Source organism: Saccharopolyspora taberi (assembly GCF_039534165.1).
In the GTDB taxonomy this organism is placed as follows: Bacteria; Actinomycetota; Actinomycetes; order Mycobacteriales; family Pseudonocardiaceae; genus Saccharopolyspora_D; species Saccharopolyspora_D taberi.
Genome location: NZ_BAAAUX010000031.1, coordinates 23,043 through 41,245, shown reverse-complemented (window position 1 = coordinate 41,245; position 18,203 = coordinate 23,043). Strand labels below are relative to the sequence as shown.

At 71.6% G+C, this 18,203-nt stretch carries 10 protein-coding genes; 5 read left to right on the top strand and 5 right to left on the bottom strand.

All coding sequences use genetic code 11. The annotated features are described in order from the left end of the window. Positions 1–286 precede the first annotated feature (286 nt). The 5 genes from ettA to ABD691_RS30315 all read left to right on the top strand — a co-directional run bounded on the left by ettA (position 287) and on the right by ABD691_RS30315 (position 11,950). Positions 287–1,963 carry an energy-dependent translational throttle protein EttA gene (gene ettA / locus ABD691_RS30335; RefSeq protein WP_344685604.1) on the top strand — a complete coding sequence of 559 codons (1,677 nt, stop codon included), beginning with the start codon at positions 287–289 and terminating at the stop codon, positions 1,961–1,963. A gap of 13 nt (positions 1,964–1,976) precedes the next feature. Next, positions 1,977–5,771 carry a hypothetical protein gene (locus ABD691_RS30330; protein WP_344685603.1) on the top strand — a complete coding sequence of 1,265 codons (3,795 nt, stop codon included), beginning with the start codon at positions 1,977–1,979 and terminating at the stop codon, positions 5,769–5,771. Positions 5,772–5,895: 124 nt separating this feature from the next. Beyond that, positions 5,896–10,830, top strand: a complete 4,935-nt coding sequence (locus tag ABD691_RS30325) for an NAD-glutamate dehydrogenase (RefSeq protein WP_344685600.1) — start codon at positions 5,896–5,898, stop codon at positions 10,828–10,830. Positions 10,831–10,887: 57 nt separating this feature from the next. Further along, entirely contained in the window at positions 10,888–11,316 is a 429-nt protein-coding gene (locus tag ABD691_RS30320; protein WP_344685597.1) for an acyl-CoA thioesterase, read from the top strand. After that, on the top strand, positions 11,309–11,950 hold the full coding sequence (locus ABD691_RS30315) for a DUF8010 domain-containing protein (RefSeq protein ID WP_344685596.1): 642 nt from the start codon (positions 11,309–11,311) through the stop codon (positions 11,948–11,950). Before ABD691_RS30320 ends, ABD691_RS30315 begins: the two co-directional genes overlap by 8 nt. On the opposite strand, the gene ABD691_RS30310 is transcribed toward ABD691_RS30315, so the two are convergent. The 5 genes from ABD691_RS30310 to ABD691_RS30290 all read right to left on the bottom strand — a co-directional run bounded on the left by ABD691_RS30310 (position 11,862) and on the right by ABD691_RS30290 (position 18,153). Next, positions 11,862–13,310 carry a heparan-alpha-glucosaminide N-acetyltransferase domain-containing protein gene (locus tag ABD691_RS30310; RefSeq protein ID WP_344685594.1) on the bottom strand — a complete coding sequence of 483 codons (1,449 nt, stop codon included), beginning with the start codon at positions 13,308–13,310 and terminating at the stop codon, positions 11,862–11,864. The genes ABD691_RS30315 and ABD691_RS30310 overlap by 89 nt on opposite strands. Positions 13,311–13,412: 102 nt before the next feature. Continuing rightward, a complete protein-coding gene (locus ABD691_RS30305) occupies positions 13,413–14,450 on the bottom strand; it encodes an alpha-amylase family glycosyl hydrolase (protein ID WP_344685592.1) in 1,038 nt (345 codons plus the stop codon). A 16-nt stretch (positions 14,451–14,466) separates the two neighbouring features. Continuing rightward, positions 14,467–14,850, bottom strand: a complete 384-nt coding sequence (locus ABD691_RS30300) for a globin (RefSeq protein WP_344685591.1) — start codon at positions 14,848–14,850, stop codon at positions 14,467–14,469. A 32-nt stretch (positions 14,851–14,882) separates the two neighbouring features. Beyond that, a complete protein-coding gene (locus tag ABD691_RS30295) occupies positions 14,883–15,863 on the bottom strand; it encodes a mechanosensitive ion channel family protein (RefSeq protein ID WP_344685637.1) in 981 nt (326 codons plus the stop codon). Between the two features lie 181 nt (positions 15,864–16,044). Beyond that, complete coding sequence (locus tag ABD691_RS30290) at positions 16,045–18,153, bottom strand: prolyl oligopeptidase family serine peptidase (protein WP_344685589.1); 2,109 nt, start codon at positions 18,151–18,153, stop codon at positions 16,045–16,047. Between the last annotated feature and the right edge of the window lie 50 nt (positions 18,154–18,203).

Below are 18,203 nucleotides of genomic sequence, written 5' to 3'. Positions count from 1 at the left end.
GGCGATGTTCCAGATGTTCGCGTCGGTGCCGAGTGCGTCCCGTCACCACGACAGCACCTCCGCTGACCGGACCGGTCGGATCGGCCGCTGCCGGCAGCGGCAGGCACGGGCTTGCGGCGTACCCGAGCCGCGGGGGCCGGCCGCCCCGGCGATCACGGCCTGACCAGGACCGACACCGATCGGAAGGAGGTGGTGCGAAGGGTGCGGTCCGGAGGAGGCGGCGGCAGCGGTCCGATGGGTGACCGCGGTGAAGGGTCCGGCACGGGGCGCAACTACGATTCGTCCCATGGCCGAGTTCATCTACACCATGAAAAAGGTGCGCAAGGCGCACGGGGACAAGGTCATCCTCGATGACGCGACCATCCAGTTCTACCCGGGCGCCAAGATCGGCGTTGTCGGCCCCAACGGCGCCGGCAAGTCGACGGTGCTGCGCATCATGGCGGGACTCGACCAGCCGAACAACGGTGAGGCGTTCCTCTCGCCCGGTTACACCGTCGGCATCATGCAGCAGGAACCTCCGCTGAACGAGGAGAAGACGGTCCTCGGCAACGTCGAGGAGGGCGTCGGCGAGATCAAGGTGAAGCTCAACCGCTTCAACGAGATCGCCGAGCAGCTCGCCACCGACTACTCCGACGAGCTGATGGAGGAGATGGGCAAGCTCCAGGAGGACCTGGACCACGCCGACGCCTGGGAGCTGGACTCCCAGCTGGAGCAGGCGATGGACGCCCTGCGCTGCCCGCCGCCCGACGCCGAGGTCAAGCACCTGTCCGGGGGAGAGCGGCGCCGGGTCGCGCTGTGCAAGCTGCTGCTCAGCAAGCCCGACCTGTTGCTGCTGGACGAGCCGACCAACCACCTGGACGCCGAGAGCGTGCTGTGGCTGGAGCAGCACCTCGCCAACTACCCGGGCGCCGTGCTCGCCGTCACCCACGACCGGTACTTCCTGGACAACGTCGCGGGCTGGATCCTGGAGCTCGACCGCGGTCGCACCTACCCGTACGAGGGCAACTACTCGACCTACCTGGAGAAGAAGGCCGAGCGGCTGGCCGTGCAGGGCAAGCGCGACGCCAAGCTCCAGAAGCGCCTGAAGGACGAGCTGGAGTGGGTCCGCTCCAACGCCAAGGCCCGCCAGACCAAGTCGCGTTCCCGGCTGGAGCGCTACGAGGAGATGGCCACGGAGGCGGAGAAGACCCGCAAGCTCGACTTCGAGGAGATCCAGATCCCGCCGGGGCCCCGCCTGGGCAACGTCGTGGTCGAGGTCGACGACCTCGAGAAGGGCTTCGGCGACAACCAGCTGATCGACGGGCTGTCGTTCAACCTGCCGCGCAACGGCATCGTCGGTGTCATCGGCCCCAACGGTGTCGGCAAGACGACGCTGTTCAAGACCATCGTCGGTCTGGAGCAGCCGGACTCGGGCACGGTGAAGGTCGGCGACACCGTCAAGCTGTCCTATGTGGACCAGAACCGGGCCAACATCGACCCGGACAAGAACGTCTGGCAGGTCGTCTCCGACGGTCTGGACTACATCCAGGTCGGCCAGGTCGAGATGCCGTCGCGCGCCTACGTCAGCGCGTTCGGCTTCAAGGGCCCGGACCAGCAGAAGCCCGCGGGCGTGCTCTCCGGTGGTGAGCGCAACCGGCTGAACCTGGCGTTGACGCTCAAGGAGGGCGGCAACCTGATCCTGCTGGACGAGCCGACCAACGATCTCGACGTCGAGACGCTGAGCTCGCTGGAGAACGCGCTGGAGCAGTTCCCCGGCTGCGCCGTGGTGATCTCGCACGACCGCTGGTTCCTCGACCGCGTCGCCACCCACATCCTCGCGTGGGAGGGAGATGACGAGAATCCGGCCAAGTGGTTCTGGTTCGAGGGTAACTTCGAGGGCTACGAGAAGAACAAGATCGAGCGGCTCGGCCAGGAGGCCGCCCGCCCGCATCGCGTGACCCACCGGAAGTTGACTCGGGGCTGAACTGGGAGGCGCCTTGGCCGGCAGCGTGCAGGGATCCCCACCCGGCGGTGCGGCACTGGAGTTGCTCGACCCCGCGCGGCAGATGCGCTGGCGGGTGCCAGAGCTGGCCCTGGTGCTCAGCGACCGGGCGGTGGCGCAAGCCAGGCGCACGGGTGACCGTGCCGTGCGGCTGCGCGCCGAGGCGCTGGCGCTGTTCGCGACGAACCGGCTCGGTCGCGGTGTGTCCGCGACCGGCCGGGCCATCGGTGCGGTCCGCGACGCTGAGTCGACGGGAGAGTCCGACCTGGCGGCCGAGCTGCGGGTGGAGCTGGCGTACTGCGCCCGCAGCGCGGGCAGCCACGAGGTCGCGGTCCGGGTGCTGCGTCCGGTCCTGGACCGGGAGCAGCTGGAGCCGCTGGTGCGGGCGCACGCGCTGCTCGCGCTCGCGGCGGCGTTACCCGCGCATCGCACCGACAGCGAACGGGCCGACGCGCTCGACGAAGCCGAACGGCTTTACGCTGCGGCGACCGAGCTGAGCCGCGACACCAACCGGATCCTGCGCGCCCGCGTCAGCACCGCCCGCGCCGGGCACCACCGCAGGCAGGGGCAGTTCCTGGAGGCGGTGGCCACGGCCGACGGCGGACTGGAGCTGCTGGAACGGCTCGGTGACCCGGCCGCTGACTCCGGTGAGATCCACGCCCGGCTGGTGCTGGAACGGGTGCAGTCGCTGCTCGAACTCGGCCGCAGCGCCGAGGCGGTCGAAGCGGCGGCGGACGTGCTGGGCCGACCGGTTCGCGCAGCAGCGGCCGGCCCCTCGGGCTGGCTGCGGCTGGCGCTGGCCACCCGGGTGTACCAGCCGGAAGGCGCGCACCGGCTCGCGGTCCAGGTCCTCAACGACGGGGTCGCGATCGCCGAGCGGCACAAGCTGGACGGGCTGCTCGCGGAGACGCTGGGCGCACTGTCCAACATCCACGAGCGGGCCGAGGAACTGACCGAAGCGCTGACTGCTCTGCGCCGTGCGTACGCGGCCGATCGCCGGTGGCGGGCGGCCGTGCACAGTGCCCGGTTGCGGTTGCTGGAGGAGTTCCCCGCGCTGGTGGGCGCAGACCTGCCCGCGCCCGCGTACCAGCAGCTGCCGGTCCAGCGGCGGCAGCCCGCACCGGGACCGTCCACTTCGACGCCGCACAGCCGGTCTCAGCCTGGTTCTGCGGCGCAGACCCCGCCTGCTTCTTCGGGGCAGTTCCCGGAATTCGGCGCGGCGCGGTACCAGCAGCTCGCCGAAGCCGGGGACGCGGGCCGACGCCCGCGACGCCGCAGGCGGAAGGAACCCGAGGCCGAACCTCAGGAGTGGCCCCAGGCTTCCGCCGCGCCTTCGCCCGCATCTGCCGCGCCTTCTCCTGCATCCGCCGCGCCTTCGCCCGCAGTGGAATCGTTTTCCCCCGCCGTGGAATCGCGTGCGGGAGCGGCGGAAAGCGCGCCTGCGCCGGGGTCTCGCGCGGAGCGGCGGGCGGCTGTGGAGCGGTCGGTTGCCAGCGAGCCCCGAGTTGCCAGCGAGGCTCGAGTGGCCAACGAGGCTCGAATAGCTGGCGAATCTCGAGTGGCTGGCGAGCACTTGGCCGACGAGTCTCGAGTGGCTGGCGAGTCCCGAATGGCTGGCGAGCACGGAGTGGCCGACCAACGCCGAGCGGCGGGAGAGCACCGGGCGACGCGAGAGCGATCGGAGCCTGCGGAGCGGTCGTCGGCAGGAGAGCGGCCTGTGGCAGGAGAGTGGTCAGCGGCAGGAGTGCGCTCGGAGGCAGGAGTGCGTTCGGCGGCCCAAACGCCCACCGCGGGTCGTCCCGGGGGAGGGCTGGCTGCGGCGCGGTTAGCCGCTGAGCAGCTGAGCGCGGTCCTGATGGGCGGCGAACCGAAGGCAGCGCCGTCCGCCGGGCCGATGCCGTCCGCCGAGCCAAGGACGTCCGCCGAGCAAAGGCCGTCCGCCGAGCCAGCACCCCCCTCGGGCCCAGCGCCATCCGCCAGGCCAGCGTCATCCGCCAGGCCAGCGCCGTCCGCCGCGTCGGCGGAGCCCGCCGAACCGGCGCCGTCCCGCCATCGGTCCGGCGACACCGACTGGGCTGGCGACAGCGACTGGTCTGGCGACAGTCACGTGTCTGACGACAGCCACCGTTCCGGCGACAGCGACATCCGCGACGCCGCGCGCAGGCTGATGGCGACGCTGACGAGCAGGAACACCGAGCAGCACGAGCGCGAGGCCGAGCGGTTCGCGAAGGCCCAGCGCGAGGCGGAGTCGAGCGTGCGCGACGACTCCGCGGCGTCGTATCCCGCGCCCGCGCACCCCGTCTCGTCATACCCAGCCTCGTCATACCCAGCTTCGTCGCACTCGGCCGAGCAGGAGACCGAGCTGCCGGACTTCCCCGCGTACGACCAGACCTCGTCGGCCGCGTCGAGCTTCTCGTTCCCCGACGAGCCGACCGAGCCCGAAGTCGCCGCGTGGCCGGGGTGGGACCGGGCACCTCAGGAGCCGTCGAGCCTTCGGGAGCCGGGCTCGCGGGGGCCGTCGAGCGCCCAGGAGTCGTTTGGCCTGCGGGAGCCGTTGGGCTCGCGGGAATCGTCGGGGCCTCAGGAGCCGTCGAGCTTGCACGAGCCGTTGGGCTCGCAGGCTTCGTTGGGCTCGTGGGAGCCGTCGAGCCCACTTGAGCCGTCGAGCTCGCAGGACCCGGCGCGCTTGCAGGATCCGTTGGGCCTGCGAGCACCGTCGGAGCCGGAGGCGCCGGACGTCACGGCGATCATGCCGGTCATCGCGGTCCCGGCGGAGTCCGAACCGGCTCTCCCGGAGCCCGCGCGCGAATCTTCGCTTCCGCCACGGGAATCCGGTGAGCGGACCGGGCTCGCCGCGCACGCCGCCGGGTGGCCGAGCTTCGACGAGCAGGGCTCCGGACCCGCCGACGCCGCTGAGCCGGAGGCGCGGCACGAGGGGGGCCGGAGGTCTCGCGGCAAGTCGCTGGCCGAGATCCGGGCCGCCCTCCAGTTATTGGAGGACGCGCGGCCGTCCGGGCGTTCGGGCGGCCGTCGGCGCGCTCGGCACGCCGAGCCCGACGACGTTGACGACGAGGCTCACTTCGAGTTCGACTCCGCCCCTCCCTTCGACTCCGCCGCTTCCTTCGGCTCCCCTTCTTCTTTCGACTCTCCCGCTTCTCCGGACCTTCCGGCCGGCAGCGCGGGCACCGCCGGTTCCAGCAACGCAGGCAGCTCCGAGCGCTGGCCCTTCGACTTCGGGCTCGGCCGGTCCAGTTCCACTGCGGACACCGCGACCTCGGGCTCCGGTCCGTCCACCGCCGACTCCGGGTTCGCTTCGCTCGGTGACTCGGACCCGGCTTCCGCTCCGCCGATGTCCGCTTCGGCAGCCGCCCCCGGCTCGGAGCCCCCCGCCGACCCCGAGCCCCAGGCAGAAGCCACCCACCCCGAGTTCGCGCCGCCGGAACCACCGCCCGCTCCCGTCGCCGACCTCCCGGCCCTGCGGGAGGTCGGCGAGCGCGCGGCCAGGGACGAGCCAGTCGGCGAGATCGGGCTCGCCGACCTCCTCGCCGAGGCGCTCGTCGCCTACGAGAACGGCCGCCGCAGCGAGGCCGAGTCCCGCCGGTCCGGAGCGTCACCGGCCGGACACGCTGAGTCCGGTGTGGCTGGAATCACGGGTGCCCACGCCGCCCCCGCCACCCCCCGTTCGTCCACATCGGACAGTGAGTTGACCGCTCCGCCCGCCCGGCACCGGCGGGCCGCGATCGACAGCGCCACAGGTGATCCGCAGTCCTGGACTCCGCAGGGTTACTGATCATTTCGCTCACCGTCATCGATTGGACGCCCGTTCGCCCTCCGCTCCGCCCAGGACCTGGCAGGCTTAGGGTGGAACTCGTGTTGGCACAACGAGGTGCCGTCAAGCATGGAGCTGCCTGAAGATGACCTCGAATCCCGGACAGTTGAACCGCGAACAACCATCTGCCGGACCTTCCGAGACCCCCGAGCGGACCCGCAACCGCCTGCTGGACCGGGCGGTCGAGTCCGCTCCGGAGCTCGCCGAGCTGCTGTGGACCTACTACCGCCACGTCCCGGCCGACGAACTCGTCGACGACGAGCCCGCCGACCTGGTCGGCGCGCTGCGGTCGCACCGCCAGCTGGCCGCGACCAGGGTCGCCGGACGGCCGGTGGTCAAGATCTTCAACCCCACCCGTGCCGATGACGGCTGGCAGAACCCGGCGACCGTGGTGCAGATCGTCACCGACGACATGCCCTACCTGGTCGACTCGGTGATCGCGGAGCTGGGCCGGGACGGCGCCGAGGTGCAGCGCATCGTCCACCCCATCGTCGTCGTCCGCCGCGACGTCGCCGGTGACCTGCTGGAGGTGCTCCCGGGCGCGGACCCGTCCGCCCCGCCCGCCGACGCGATGGTCGAGTCGTGGATGTTCGTCGAGGTCGACCAGATCTCCGGCACCGACCGGCTCCACGAGCTGGAACACGGCCTCGTCGACGTGCTCAACGACGTGCGCGAGGTGGTCGAGGACACCGAGAAGATGATCCAGACCGCCCGCGGCCTGGCCGACTCGCTGGAGAGCTCCCCGCCGCCGCTGGAGGGCGACCAGATCCACGACGGCGCCCAGCTGCTGCGCTGGCTGGCCGACGGCCACTTCACCTTCCTCGGCTACCGCCACAACGAGCTCGTCGACGGCGACGAGCCCGCGTTGCGCGCGGTGCTGGCCTCCGGCCTCGGCGTGCTGCGGGCCGACAGCGTCGCCGCCCGCGCCCTGACGGCCGGACCGGACGCCCGCGCCAACGCGCTGTCGAAGGACCTGCTGGTGCTCACCCAGGCCAGCGCACCGTCCACTGTGCACCGCGCGGTGCACCCCTACTACGTCGGCGTCAAGACCTTCGACAGCGCGGGCCGGGTCACCGGCGAGCACCGCTTCCTCGGCCTGTTCACCACCACCGCGCTGCACGAGAACGTGCTGGACATCCCGGTCATCGAGCGCCGGGTCCGGGAGATCATCCACAACGCCGGCTTCCCGCTGGAGTCCTACTCCGGCCAGCGGATGCTGGAGGAGATCCAGAACTACCCGCGCACCGAGCTGTTCTCCACCGACCAGCACACGCTGGAGGAGACCATCACCGGCGTGCTGGCCCTGGCCGAGCGCCGCAAGCTCAAGCCGTTCGTCCGCCGCGACCCCTACGGCCGGTTCTTCTCCTGCCTGGTCTACCTGCCGCGGGACCGCTACACGACCAGCTCGCGGCTGGCGATGCAGGAGGTGCTGCTCGACGAGCTCGGCGGCACCAGCGTCGAGTACAGCACCAGGGTCGGCGAGTCGATGCTGGCCCGGGTGCACTTCATGGTGCACGCCGACCCCGAGCACCAGGTCGAGCCGGACCTGACCCGCCTGCAGGAGCGGCTCAGCGACGCGATCCACACCTGGGACGACCAGATGGTCGACGAGGTCGACGCCCAGCAGCCCGACAGCAGGCGCGACGGGCAGCGGCTGCGGCGCGGCTCGGAGGCGATCAGCGAGGTCGGGCAGCGCTACGCGGCGTCCTTCCCGGAGGCGTACAAGGAGGACTTCACCGCCGTCGAGGGCCTGGTCGACCTGCGCCGCCTGGAGTCGCTGGCCGGGCCGCGGGACGTGCGGATGTCGTTCTACACCGCGCGCGAGGCCGGGCCGGGGGAGCGCCGGTTCAAGATCTACGTCGGCGGCGAGCGGGTCATCCTGTCCCGGGTGCTGCCGGTGCTGCAGAGCATGGGCGTGGAGGTCGTCGACGAGCGGCCCTACGAGGTCATCTCCGAGGACGGCAGCCAGTACTGGATCTACGACTTCGGCCTGCGGCTGGAGCCGTCCCTGCTGGAGTCCGGCGCGGAGCGGCTGGACACGCTGCGCGAGCGGTTCGAGGACGCCTTCCGCGCGGCCTGGCAGGGCGAGGCCGAGGTCGACCGGTTCAACTCGCTGGTGCTGCGCGCCGGGCTGGACTGGCGGCAGGCCGCGGTGCTGCGCGCCTACGCCAAGTACCTGCGCCAGACCGGCATCAACTACAGCCAGGACTACATCGAGGACGCGATCCTCGCGCACCGGTCCACCACGATCGCGCTGACCAGGCTGTTCGAGGTCCGCTTCGACCCGGCGCTGGGCGCTGACGAGCGCGTCGCGCACGAGGACGACCTGGTCGCCGAGGTCGTGAAGCTGATCGACGACGTCACCAGCCTCGACGCCGACCGGATCCTGCGCAGCTACCTGAGCCTGATCCGGGCCACGCTGCGCACGAACTACTTCGTCGACGGCGGCACCCGGCCGTACCTGGCGCTGAAGCTGGAGCCGCAGGAGATCCCCGGGCTGCCAGAGCCGCGCCCGCAGTTCGAGATCTTCGTGTACTCGCCCCGGATGGAGGGCGTGCACCTGCGGTTCGGTTCCGTCGCCCGCGGTGGTCTGCGCTGGTCGGACCGGCGGGAGGACTTCCGCACCGAGATCCTGGGCCTGGTCAAGGCGCAGGCGGTGAAGAACGCGGTGATCGTGCCGGTCGGCGCGAAGGGCGGGTTCGTCGTCAAGCGCCCGCCGACGCCCACCGGTGACCCGGGCGCCGACCGCGAGGCCGCGCTGGGCGAGGGCATCGCCTGCTACCGGATGTTCATCTCCGGCCTGCTCGACCTGACCGACAACCTGGTCGGCGGACAGGTCGACCCGCCGCGCGAGGTGGTGCGCCACGACGGCGACGACACCTACCTGGTGGTCGCCGCCGACAAGGGCACCGCGGCGTTCTCAGACATCGCCAACGACGTGGCCAAGTCCTACGGCTTCTGGCTCGGCGACGCGTTCGCCTCCGGCGGCTCGGTCGGCTACGACCACAAGGCCATGGGCATCACCGCCAAGGGCGCGTGGGAGAGCGTCAAGCGCCACTTCCGCGAGCTCGGCGTCAACACCCAGACCGACGACTTCACCGTGGTCGGCGTGGGTGACATGGGCGGTGACGTGTTCGGCAACGGCATGCTGCTGTCCGAGCACATCAAGCTGGTCGCCGCGTTCAACCACATGCACGTGTTCATCGACCCCGACCCGGATCCGGCGGTGTCGTTCGCCGAGCGCAGGCGGCTGTTCGAGCTGCCCCGGTCGACCTGGGACGACTACGACCGCAGCAAGATCAGCGAGGGCGGCGGGGTCTGGTCCCGGTCGCTGAAGTCGATCCCGCTCAACCCGCGCATCCGGCAGGTGCTGGGCATCGACGAGTCGGTGGCGCAGCTGGCCCCGGCGGAGCTGATCAAGGCGATCCTGCTGGCCCCGGCCGACCTGCTGTGGAACGGCGGCATCGGCACCTACGTCAAGGCCGCCTCCGAGACCCACGGCGAAGTCGGCGACAAGGCCAACGACGCGGTCCGGGTCAACGGCGGGGACCTGCGGGTCAAGGTCGTCGGCGAGGGCGGGAACCTCGGCCTGACCCAGCTCGGGCGCATCGAGTTCGCCCGCGCTGGCGGCAAGGTCAACACCGACGCGCTGGACAACTCGGCGGGCGTGGACTGCTCGGACCACGAGGTCAACATCAAGATCCTGCTCGACCACCTGGTCGCCGAGGGCAGGCTGGGCGCCGAGCAGCGCAACGAGCTGCTGGCCGAGATGACCGACGAGGTCTCCGACCTGGTGCTGGCCGACAACTTCCGGCAGAACGCGGTGCTGGGCGTCTCCCGCGCCCACGCGGGACCGATGGTCTCGGTGCACGCCCGGCAGATCAGCTCGCTGGAGCGCAACAACGGCCTGGACCGCGAGCTGGAGGCGCTGCCGACGGCCAAGGCGCTGCGGGAGCGGGAGAAGACCGGCGAGGGCCTCAGCTCCCCGGAGCTGGCGACGCTGATGGCGCACGTGAAGCTGGCGCTCAAGCGCGAGGTGCTCGACAGCGACCTGCCCGACGCCGACGCGTTCAGCAGGCGGATCGGGGACTACTTCCCGCAGCCGCTGCGCGAGCGCTACGGCGACGCGGTCCCGGCGCACCCGCTGCGCCGCGAGATCACCACGACGCTGCTGGTCAACGAGGTCGTGGACGGCGCGGGCATCTCGTACGCGTTCCGGCTGGCCGAGGAGATCAGCGCGTCGGCCACCGACGCGGTCCGCGCCTACGCGGTGGTCACCGAGGTCTACGGCCTGCACGAGCTGTGGCGCCGGATCGACGAGCTCGCCAACGCGGTGCCCAGCTCGGTGGCCGACGACATGGTGCTGGAGAGCCGCAGGCTGCTCGACCGCGCGGCGCGGTGGCTGCTGTCGAACCGGCCGCAGCCGCTGGCCATCGGCGCCGAGATCGCCCGGTTCCGGCCGGTGGTCGCCGACCTGTCCGGTTCGGTCCGGGGGCTGCTGCACGGCAAGGCCGCCGAGGGCGCCGCGGAGAAGCTCGACTGGATGGTGGCCGCGGGCGTGCCCACCGACCTGGCCGAGTCGATCGCGGTGCTGCTGGACTCCTACGCGCTGCTGGACATCACCGAGGTCGCCGAGCTCGCCGAGCGCGACGCCGGGGTCAGCCACGAGCGCAGCCCGCGGGAGAGCGCGGAGCTGTACTACACGCTGGCCGAGCACCTCGACGTCGAGCGGATGCTGCTGGCGGTCAACGAGCTCGAACGCGGCAACCGGTGGCACTCGCTGGCGCGGCTGGCGCTGCGGGACGATCTCTACGCGTCGCTGCGCGAGATCACCATCGACGTGCTGCGGACCAGCGAGCCGGAGGACAGCCCGGACGACAAGATCTCCCGCTGGGAGGCGGCCAACGCCTCGCGGCTGGGGCGGTCGCGGTCGGCGCTGGAGGAGATCAAGAAGTCCGGCAGGCTGGACCTGGCGACGTTGTCGGTGGCGACCCGCCAGCTGCGCAGCATGGTGCGATGAGCCGGTGCGTGCCGGTCCCGCCCGGGACCGGCACGCGCGAACATTGGAGGAAGCCGAGTGGGTGCGTTCGTAGCCGAGGTGGCGCTGCGCTGGTCGGACATGGATGCCTTCGGGCACGTCAACCACGCCAGGACGGTTACCCTGCTGGAAGAGGCGCGGGCGGAGCTGCTGTTCGGCGAGGCGGGCAGGCAGGGCCTGCTCGGCATGGCCGAGGGCATGGTGGTGGCGCGGGTCGCGATCGACTACCACGCGCCGCTGGTGTACTCGGCGGGCTCGCTGCGGGTCGGGCTGTCCGTGCGCGAGCTGAAGGCGGCTTCCTTCCTGGTCGACTACTCCGCCTACGCCCACGACTCGGTCCTGGTGGCGTCCGCGGAGACGTTGATGGTCCCGTACGACCTGCGGGCGGCGCGCCCGCGGCGGCTCACCGCCGACGAGCGCGCCTTCCTCGCCGAGTGGCAGGTGGAAGCGGAGGACAGGCGTGCCTGAACTGCGGATCGCCGACCCGGTCGAGCGGGAGGACCTCGGCGCGTTCGTCGCACGGGCCGTGCGGCTGGACGGTCAGGCGGTGCTGCGCCTGCGCAACCGCCCAGGCAACGACCGGCTGGACGTCTGGGCGGCGACACCGTTCGACGCCCTGTGCACCCGGGCGGTCGAGGGCTCGGTGGAGCCGTCCGACCTGACCGTGTCGGGCAGCGAACTGCTCGCGACGCTGACCGTGGCCGGCGGGCCGGTCATGGACCCCGGCCCGCCGCGGGACCTGCTGTGGCGCTCGGAGCTGCCGCCCGCGAGCGCCTGGCAGCGGGTGGACGACCTGCCCGCGCGGCTGGTGGGGGAGGTCGCCGAACGCGGCATCGACGTGGCCAAGGAGAACGTCGGGCCCAAGGGCACCCCGCCCGCGTCGCTGCTGGACCAGGAGGTCTTCACCGTCAGCGGCTCCGGCTTCGACGTCAAGGTGCCGCTGCGCTGCCTGTTCGTGCTGTCCGGGATGGGGTTCCTGGTCCCGTCGCCGTCCGAGGACGAGATCGTGCGGGTCAGCGCGACGGACTCCTGGCTGCGTCTGGACTCCCGGTTCGGCGCCGTTGTCCGGCGTCGACACGCCCTGCTCCCGCTGCTGATGTGACCGCCGCTGACGTGACCGCTGCTGACGTGCCTACTGCTGACGTGCCCGCCGCTGACGTCACCGGGCGGCGGTTGATCTTCGCGACGATCCACCGCACGCCCTCGCTCACCGCCGCCTCCAGCGGGCCCCGGGCGAAGTACCGCCGCCACACCAGGGCGAACAGGATCGAGAACGCCAGGAACAGCTCCGCCATGTAGATGTTGAGGAAGGCCACGAAGCCCTCCGGCCGGTGCCCGTCCGGCGGGAAGGCGGGCAGGTCCGGGATGTCGTGCGGCAGCGCCGGCCCCATGCTCGCGAGCTTGGCCAGGAAGTCCGGCACCCCGCTCAGCGGCCAGCCGCCGACCACGATCTGCCAGGCCATCACGCCCGCGTGCAGCGCGTACAGCGTCAGCGCCATCGAACCGGCCTTCGCCAGCGGCGACAGCCAGCGCCCGGCCCGCTCGGCCAGCTCCAGGCACGCGGGCAGGATCACCAGCACCACGCCCAGCGAACCCAGCAGCTCGAAGGTCGTGCCGCTGTGCGGCGTGTGCGCCAGCAGCCAGTCCGGGTGCTCGATCGGGACCGTGCCCTGCGCCGACAGATCCGGCAGCCCGCCGACCGCCGCGACCAGTCCGTCCGAACCCCAGTAGCTGGCGCAGGCCAGCACCAGCCCGCTGCCCGCCAGCCACAGCCGCACCTTCGGCGAGCGCAGGTCCAGCCGCCCGACGGCCATTCCCGCCAGCACCAGCGACAGGTACGAGGCCGCCGGGTAGAAACCGAGCAGCAGCAGGTCGAACAAGCCGAGTTCGGCGATCAGGTGGCCGGGGTCGACCGCGTTCACCGCGTCCACCACGCCCCGCGCCACGTCGTCGTGCGCCATCCACGTCCGCAGCAGGAACGACAGCTGCGGACCGACCAGCGCGGCGACCACCGCCGAGATCCCCAGCCCCCGGGCCGACATCCGCACGAACGGCACCGCCAGCAGGAAGTACAGCCCGTAGAACGCGATGATCACGGTCAGCAGGAACCCGGTGGCCTCGGTCGCCTTGGCCAGCGCCACCCCGAACACCAGCAGCAGCCCCGCCCGCACCGCGATCCGCAGCCGCGCGTCGCGCAGCGCGGCACCGGTCGGCGGGACGTCGCGGCCGGACAGCATCGCCAGCGACACCCCGGCCAGGAAGGTGAACAGCGCCGTCGACCGGCCGCTGGAGATCTCGGCCACCACGATCTCCGGGTGGCCCTCCACGAACGGCACCCCGAAGTGGATGTTGAACATCCCGAACACCGCGACGAACCTCGCGATGTCGATGCCGATCAGTCGGCGTTTCCGCTCAGCAGGCGGTTTTCCGGTGCGCGGCGCGGGAAGGGAGGTGGAGGTCATGATGTCCAGTTGGCTCGGGGCTGCCGTCCGGAATGTATCGAGCCGACGGCGTTCCGCCTCGGCGCAGGGGGCGTATCCGAGGCAGGGCTCACATCTTGTCGATCAGCAAAGCCAGACCGCACTCCCCTCGGGCAGTTGTCCCCCGATCAGTGGCCTGCTGGAGAGCAGGACCTCGCCCGGTGGCACCGGCACCGGTTCCGAGGTCGTGTTCAGCGCGCAGGTCAGCTCGCTGCCCGCGCGCCGGAAGGCCAGGCAGCCGTCCGGCGCGCCGAACCACTCGACCTCGTCACCGCGGAACGCCGGGTGCTCGTTGCGCAGCTCCAGCGCCCGCCGGTACAGCGACAGCGTCGAGTGCGGATCCTCCAGCTGCGACTCGACGGTGAACGGCGCCCACTCCGCCGAGATCGACGGCCACTCGCCCTCGGCGGCCGAGAAGCCGAACGGCGGCTTCTCGCCCTCCCACGGCATCGGCATCCGCTGGGTGCCGGGGAGCCCGAGCTCCTCGCCGTGCCGCAGGCACACCGCCCCCGGCAGGCCGAGCTGCACCAGCGCCATCGCCCGCACCGGTGTCAGCGCCGCCTCGTCCCGCGCGGTCTCGCGGGTGGCCATCGCCCACGCGGGCCGCGGATCACCGGCGAACAGGACGCGGGTGATCGCGTCCTGCACCGCCTCCGCGTCGAACCCGGCCACCGCCAGGTCGAGGTTGAACCCGAGCTGCCAGCCGGGCCCGCTGCCGATCACCACCCGCTCCGGGTAGCGGTCCACGACCGCGCGGACCGGTTCGGACGCGCCCTCGCGCGGATCCAGGTGGAAGCCGTCGACGCCGAGGTCCAGCCAGGCGCCCAGCACCTCCCGCGGATCGTCGCGCGCGGGGTCGAGGTCCATCGCGACCATCAGCCGGATCCCGGCGTGGTGCGCCTCGCTCAGCAGCGCCTCCAGCGACTCCGGCTCGTAGTCGAGGCCGCCGACGCCGGAGAGCACGATCGCGTCGACGCCGAGCAGTTCCAGGTATCCCAGCCTGGAAAGCACGCCGTCGAGGTCGCCGACGCCGTCACCGTCGGCGTCGGCGAAGGAGCGGACGTCGACCCGGTAGAAGACCGAGTCCCGCCACCAGCCCGCCCCGGATCGGTGTTCTGTCATGTCGTCCGCACCAGGGTCAGAACCACGCGTTCACCATGCTCTGGGCCGCCATCTCGAAGTACTGCCACAACTGGTCGCGCTGCTCGGCCGTCAGGTCCGCCTCGTCGACCGCGATCCGCATGCAGCGCAGCCAGGCGTCCCGTTCCGCGAGGCCGATCTTGAACGGGGCGTGCCGCATCCGCAACCGGGGGTGCCCGCGGCGGTCCGAGTAGGTGTGCGGGCCTCCCCAGTACTGCATGAGGAACAGCCGCAGCCGCTCCTCGGCAGGGCCCAGGTCCTCCTCCGGGTACATCGGCCGGAGCAGCTCGTCCCTGGCCACCTCCTGGTAGAAGCGGGCCACGATGCGGTGGAAGGTCTGCTCGCCGCCGACCTGTTCGTAGAAGGTCTCCAAGCTAGTCACGGTTCCATCCTGCTAGGTCACCGTCGCGGGTGTCACGCCTGGCTGGGACTCGTCGGCAGCACCGGGCGGCCGTTCGGATACGGAGGGTGGATCTCCTCGTCGTCGTACGCGCGCTTGATCTCCGCGCGCAGCCGCCGCTGCACCGACCACTGCTTGCCGGGGCGGACCTTGGTGGTCAGCCGCAGCGTGATGGTGTCGGAGGTGATCTGGTCGACGCCCAGCATCTCCGGCGGCTCCAGCACGTCCTGCGACAGCGGCTCGCGGCCCGCGGCATCGGTGGCGACCTTGGTGGCCACCTCGATCGCCTTCTCCACGTCGGAGTTGTGCGAGACCGGGAAGTCGACCACGGCCACGGCGAAGCCCTGGCTGGAGTTGCCGACCCGCAGGATCTCGCCGTTGCGGACGTACCAGACGGTGCCGTTGATGTCGCGCAGCGTGGTGACCCGCAGGCCCACTGCCTCGACGGTGCCGGTCGCCTCGCCGAGGTCGACGACGTCACCGACGCCGTACTGGTCCTCGACCATCATGAACATCCCGGACAGGAAGTCCCGGACGAGGTTCTGGGCGCCGAAGGCGACCGCGACACCGAGCACACCGGCCGACGCCAGCACCGGGCCGAGCTCGACGTTGAACACCTTCAGCACGTACATCGTCGCGATCCCGAAGATCAGGAACGAGGCGATCGACTTCAGCACCGAGCCGATGGTGCGGGCCCGCTGCTTGCGCCGCTCGGACATCAGCTCGGCGGTCAGGGTGTCGCTGCGGCGTTCCTTCAGCGGCTGCAACAGCTTCGGGGTCTTGCCGTCGCCCTGGGTCAGCTTGTTGATCGTGCGGTGCACGAACCAGCGCGCCGCGAACGCGACGACGAGGATGATCGCGATGTTCAGCGGCTTCGCGATGAGCAGCTCGGCGTAGCCGGCCAGCCACTGGTTGCCGGTCAGGTCGTTGACTGTCTTGCACCAGCTGCCGGCCTCCTGCACGCACGGGGGCGGGGTCAGCAGCGCGGGGATCATGGGTTCGGGGGTTTCCATGCCTGGTCTTTCTCGGGCCTGGTCGATCCGCGGCCTCGGTCCGGGGGTAGATCCTGGCGGAAGACCACGGGGGACCGGCACCACCGGCGGTGTTTCGTGGACGCCCCGCCGCCCACGACGCACCGCCGGTGCTACCGCTGGTCTTCTCCGACCGGTCCGGGTCTCAGCTGAGCGCGAGCCCGGTGGCCTCCGCGAGGAAGGCGAGCTGGTCGGTCGCCAACCCCACCGTACGGGACACCGAGCGGGCGGAATGTCCCACCTCGGTCTCCCTGCGGAGCAGGACCGGCCGTTTGCCCGGGTCCGAGGCGGTGGCGTGCTGGAGCGCCGCGCACATCTTGCGGGCGTGGTTGGGGTCGACCCGGGTGTCCGACTCGAACACCGTGAACAGCACGGACGGGTACTGGGTCTGCGGCTCCACCGCGTGGTACGGCGAGTACGACAGCAGCCAGCCGAGCTCCTCGGCGTCGTCGGCGGTGCCGTACTCCTCGTTCCAGGTGCGGCCGAGCAGGAACTGCTCGTAGCGGACCATGTCGAGCAGTGGCGCGGAACACACGACCGCCCGGTACAGCTCCGGCCGCTGGGTCAGCGCGGCACCGACCAGCAGGCCGCCGTTGGAACCACCGGTGATGCCGAGCTGGTCCGAGGTCGTCCAGCCCTCGGTGATCAGGTGCTGCGCGGCGGCGTGGAAGTCGTCGAAGACGTTCTGCTTGCTCTCGCGCATGCCCGCGCGGTGCCACTGCTCGCCTTCCTCGCCGCCACCGCGCAGCGACGGCAGCGCCCAGACGCCGCCCGCCGCGACCCACGCCAGCGCCGAGGGGGAGTAGCCGGGCTCCATCGACAGCGAGAAGCCGCCGTAGCCGGTCATCAGCGCCGGGCGCGGCTGGTCCGGGGTGGCGCTCGGGCTGAGGAGGAACATCCGGACCGTGGTGCCGTCCGGCGAGGTGTAGGCGACCTGGCTGGTGTGCACGTCGGGCAGCTCGACCGCGCCGGGCGCGCGTTCGGCGAGCGAGGTCTCACCGGTGGCCCGGGAGTAGGTGTGCACGCACGACGGGGTCGCGAAGTCGGTCCAGCCGAGCCAGAGCAGGTCCCGGTTGGCGCCGGTGGCGTCGTCGGCCGCGGTGATCGACGTGACCTGGCCGGTGCCCGGCAGCGGGACGACGTCGGTGCGCTCGCCGGTCGCCGGGTCGTGCAGCGTCACCTCGGACACCGCGTGCCGGGTGCGCAGCACCGCGAGCCGGGGGTCGCCGTCACCGGTGTCGAACCAGCGGACGGCCTCCAGGACCGAGTCGGGCTCCTCGGCGACCAGCTCGGTCCAGTCGGCCGGGTCCGGGCGCTCCGGGTCGGCCACGCACAGCCGCCAGCGCGGCGCGTCCAGCGTGGTCTGGACGTACATCCGGCCGTCCCGCTCGACCCACGCCCCGGCGCGGACGCCGTCGGAGGTGTCGAGGATGCGGTGCAGCCGCGGCACCTCGGCGCCGTCGGAGAGGTCGGCGATCCACACCGAGTCGCGGCGGGCGGTACCGGGGCTGCCGTGGATCAGCAGCCAGCGGCCGTCGTCGGAGACCGAGGTGCCGAAGTAGAAGGTGTGGTGCAGGCCCTCGCCGTGGACCAGCAGGTCCTGCTCGGGGTCGGCGCCCACCCGGTGCCGCCAGACCCGGCGGTGGAACTGCTCCTCGCCCTCCGGGACCGACTCCGGGGGCAGCCGCCGCACGTAGAAGTACTCCTCGCCGCCGGGCAGCCACGAGATCGACGAGTAGCGGCAGCGGTCGATCGGGCCCTCGACCAGCTCGCCGGTGGTCACGTCGACGACGTGCAGCAGCGACTCCTCGTCACCGCCGACCGAGATCTGGTAGGCGAGCAGGTCGCCTTCGAGGCTGGGGGACCAGCGGTCGAGCGTGGTCCGGCCGGACGGGTCGAGCTCGGTGACGTCCAGCAGCACCCGCTCGCTGCCGTCGGCCTCCCGCACGTGCAGCGCGGGGAACTCCTGGCCGGGCAGGCGGCGGGTGAAGAACGCCCGTTCGCCGCGCCACAGCGGCGCGCCCACCGAGCCCGCCGCGAGCAGCGACCGCATCCGCTCGGCGACCGCTTCGCGGCCGGGCAGCGCGTCCAGCCAGTCGCGGGCCAGCTCGTCCTGGGTCCGGGACCACGCCTGGCACCGGGGATCCTCGGCGTCCTCCAGCCAGCGGTACGGGTCGGCGATGCGGTGGCCGTGGAGCTCGTCGACGACGTCGGCTCGTTCGGCGTCGGGATAGGTCAGCACAACTTCGGTCACGTCCGCCGACAATACGTGTGTTCACCCGAGTTTCGACGGCGCGAAACTGA

Excerpts from the sequence above, each read along its gene's own strand:
- ettA (WP_344685604.1), top strand. The coding sequence starts at position 287 with ATGGCCGAGTTCATCTACACCATGAAAAAGGTGCGCAAGGCGCACGGG.
- ABD691_RS30325 (WP_344685600.1), top strand. The coding sequence starts at position 5,896 with ATGACCTCGAATCCCGGACAGTTGAACCGCGAACAACCATCTGCCGGA.
- ABD691_RS30295 (WP_344685637.1), bottom strand. The coding sequence starts at position 15,863 with ATGATCCCCGCGCTGCTGACCCCGCCCCCGTGCGTGCAGGAGGCCGGC.
- ABD691_RS30305 (WP_344685592.1), bottom strand. The coding sequence starts at position 14,450 with ATGACAGAACACCGATCCGGGGCGGGCTGGTGGCGGGACTCGGTCTTC.
- ABD691_RS30310 (WP_344685594.1), bottom strand. The coding sequence starts at position 13,310 with ATGACCTCCACCTCCCTTCCCGCGCCGCGCACCGGAAAACCGCCTGCT.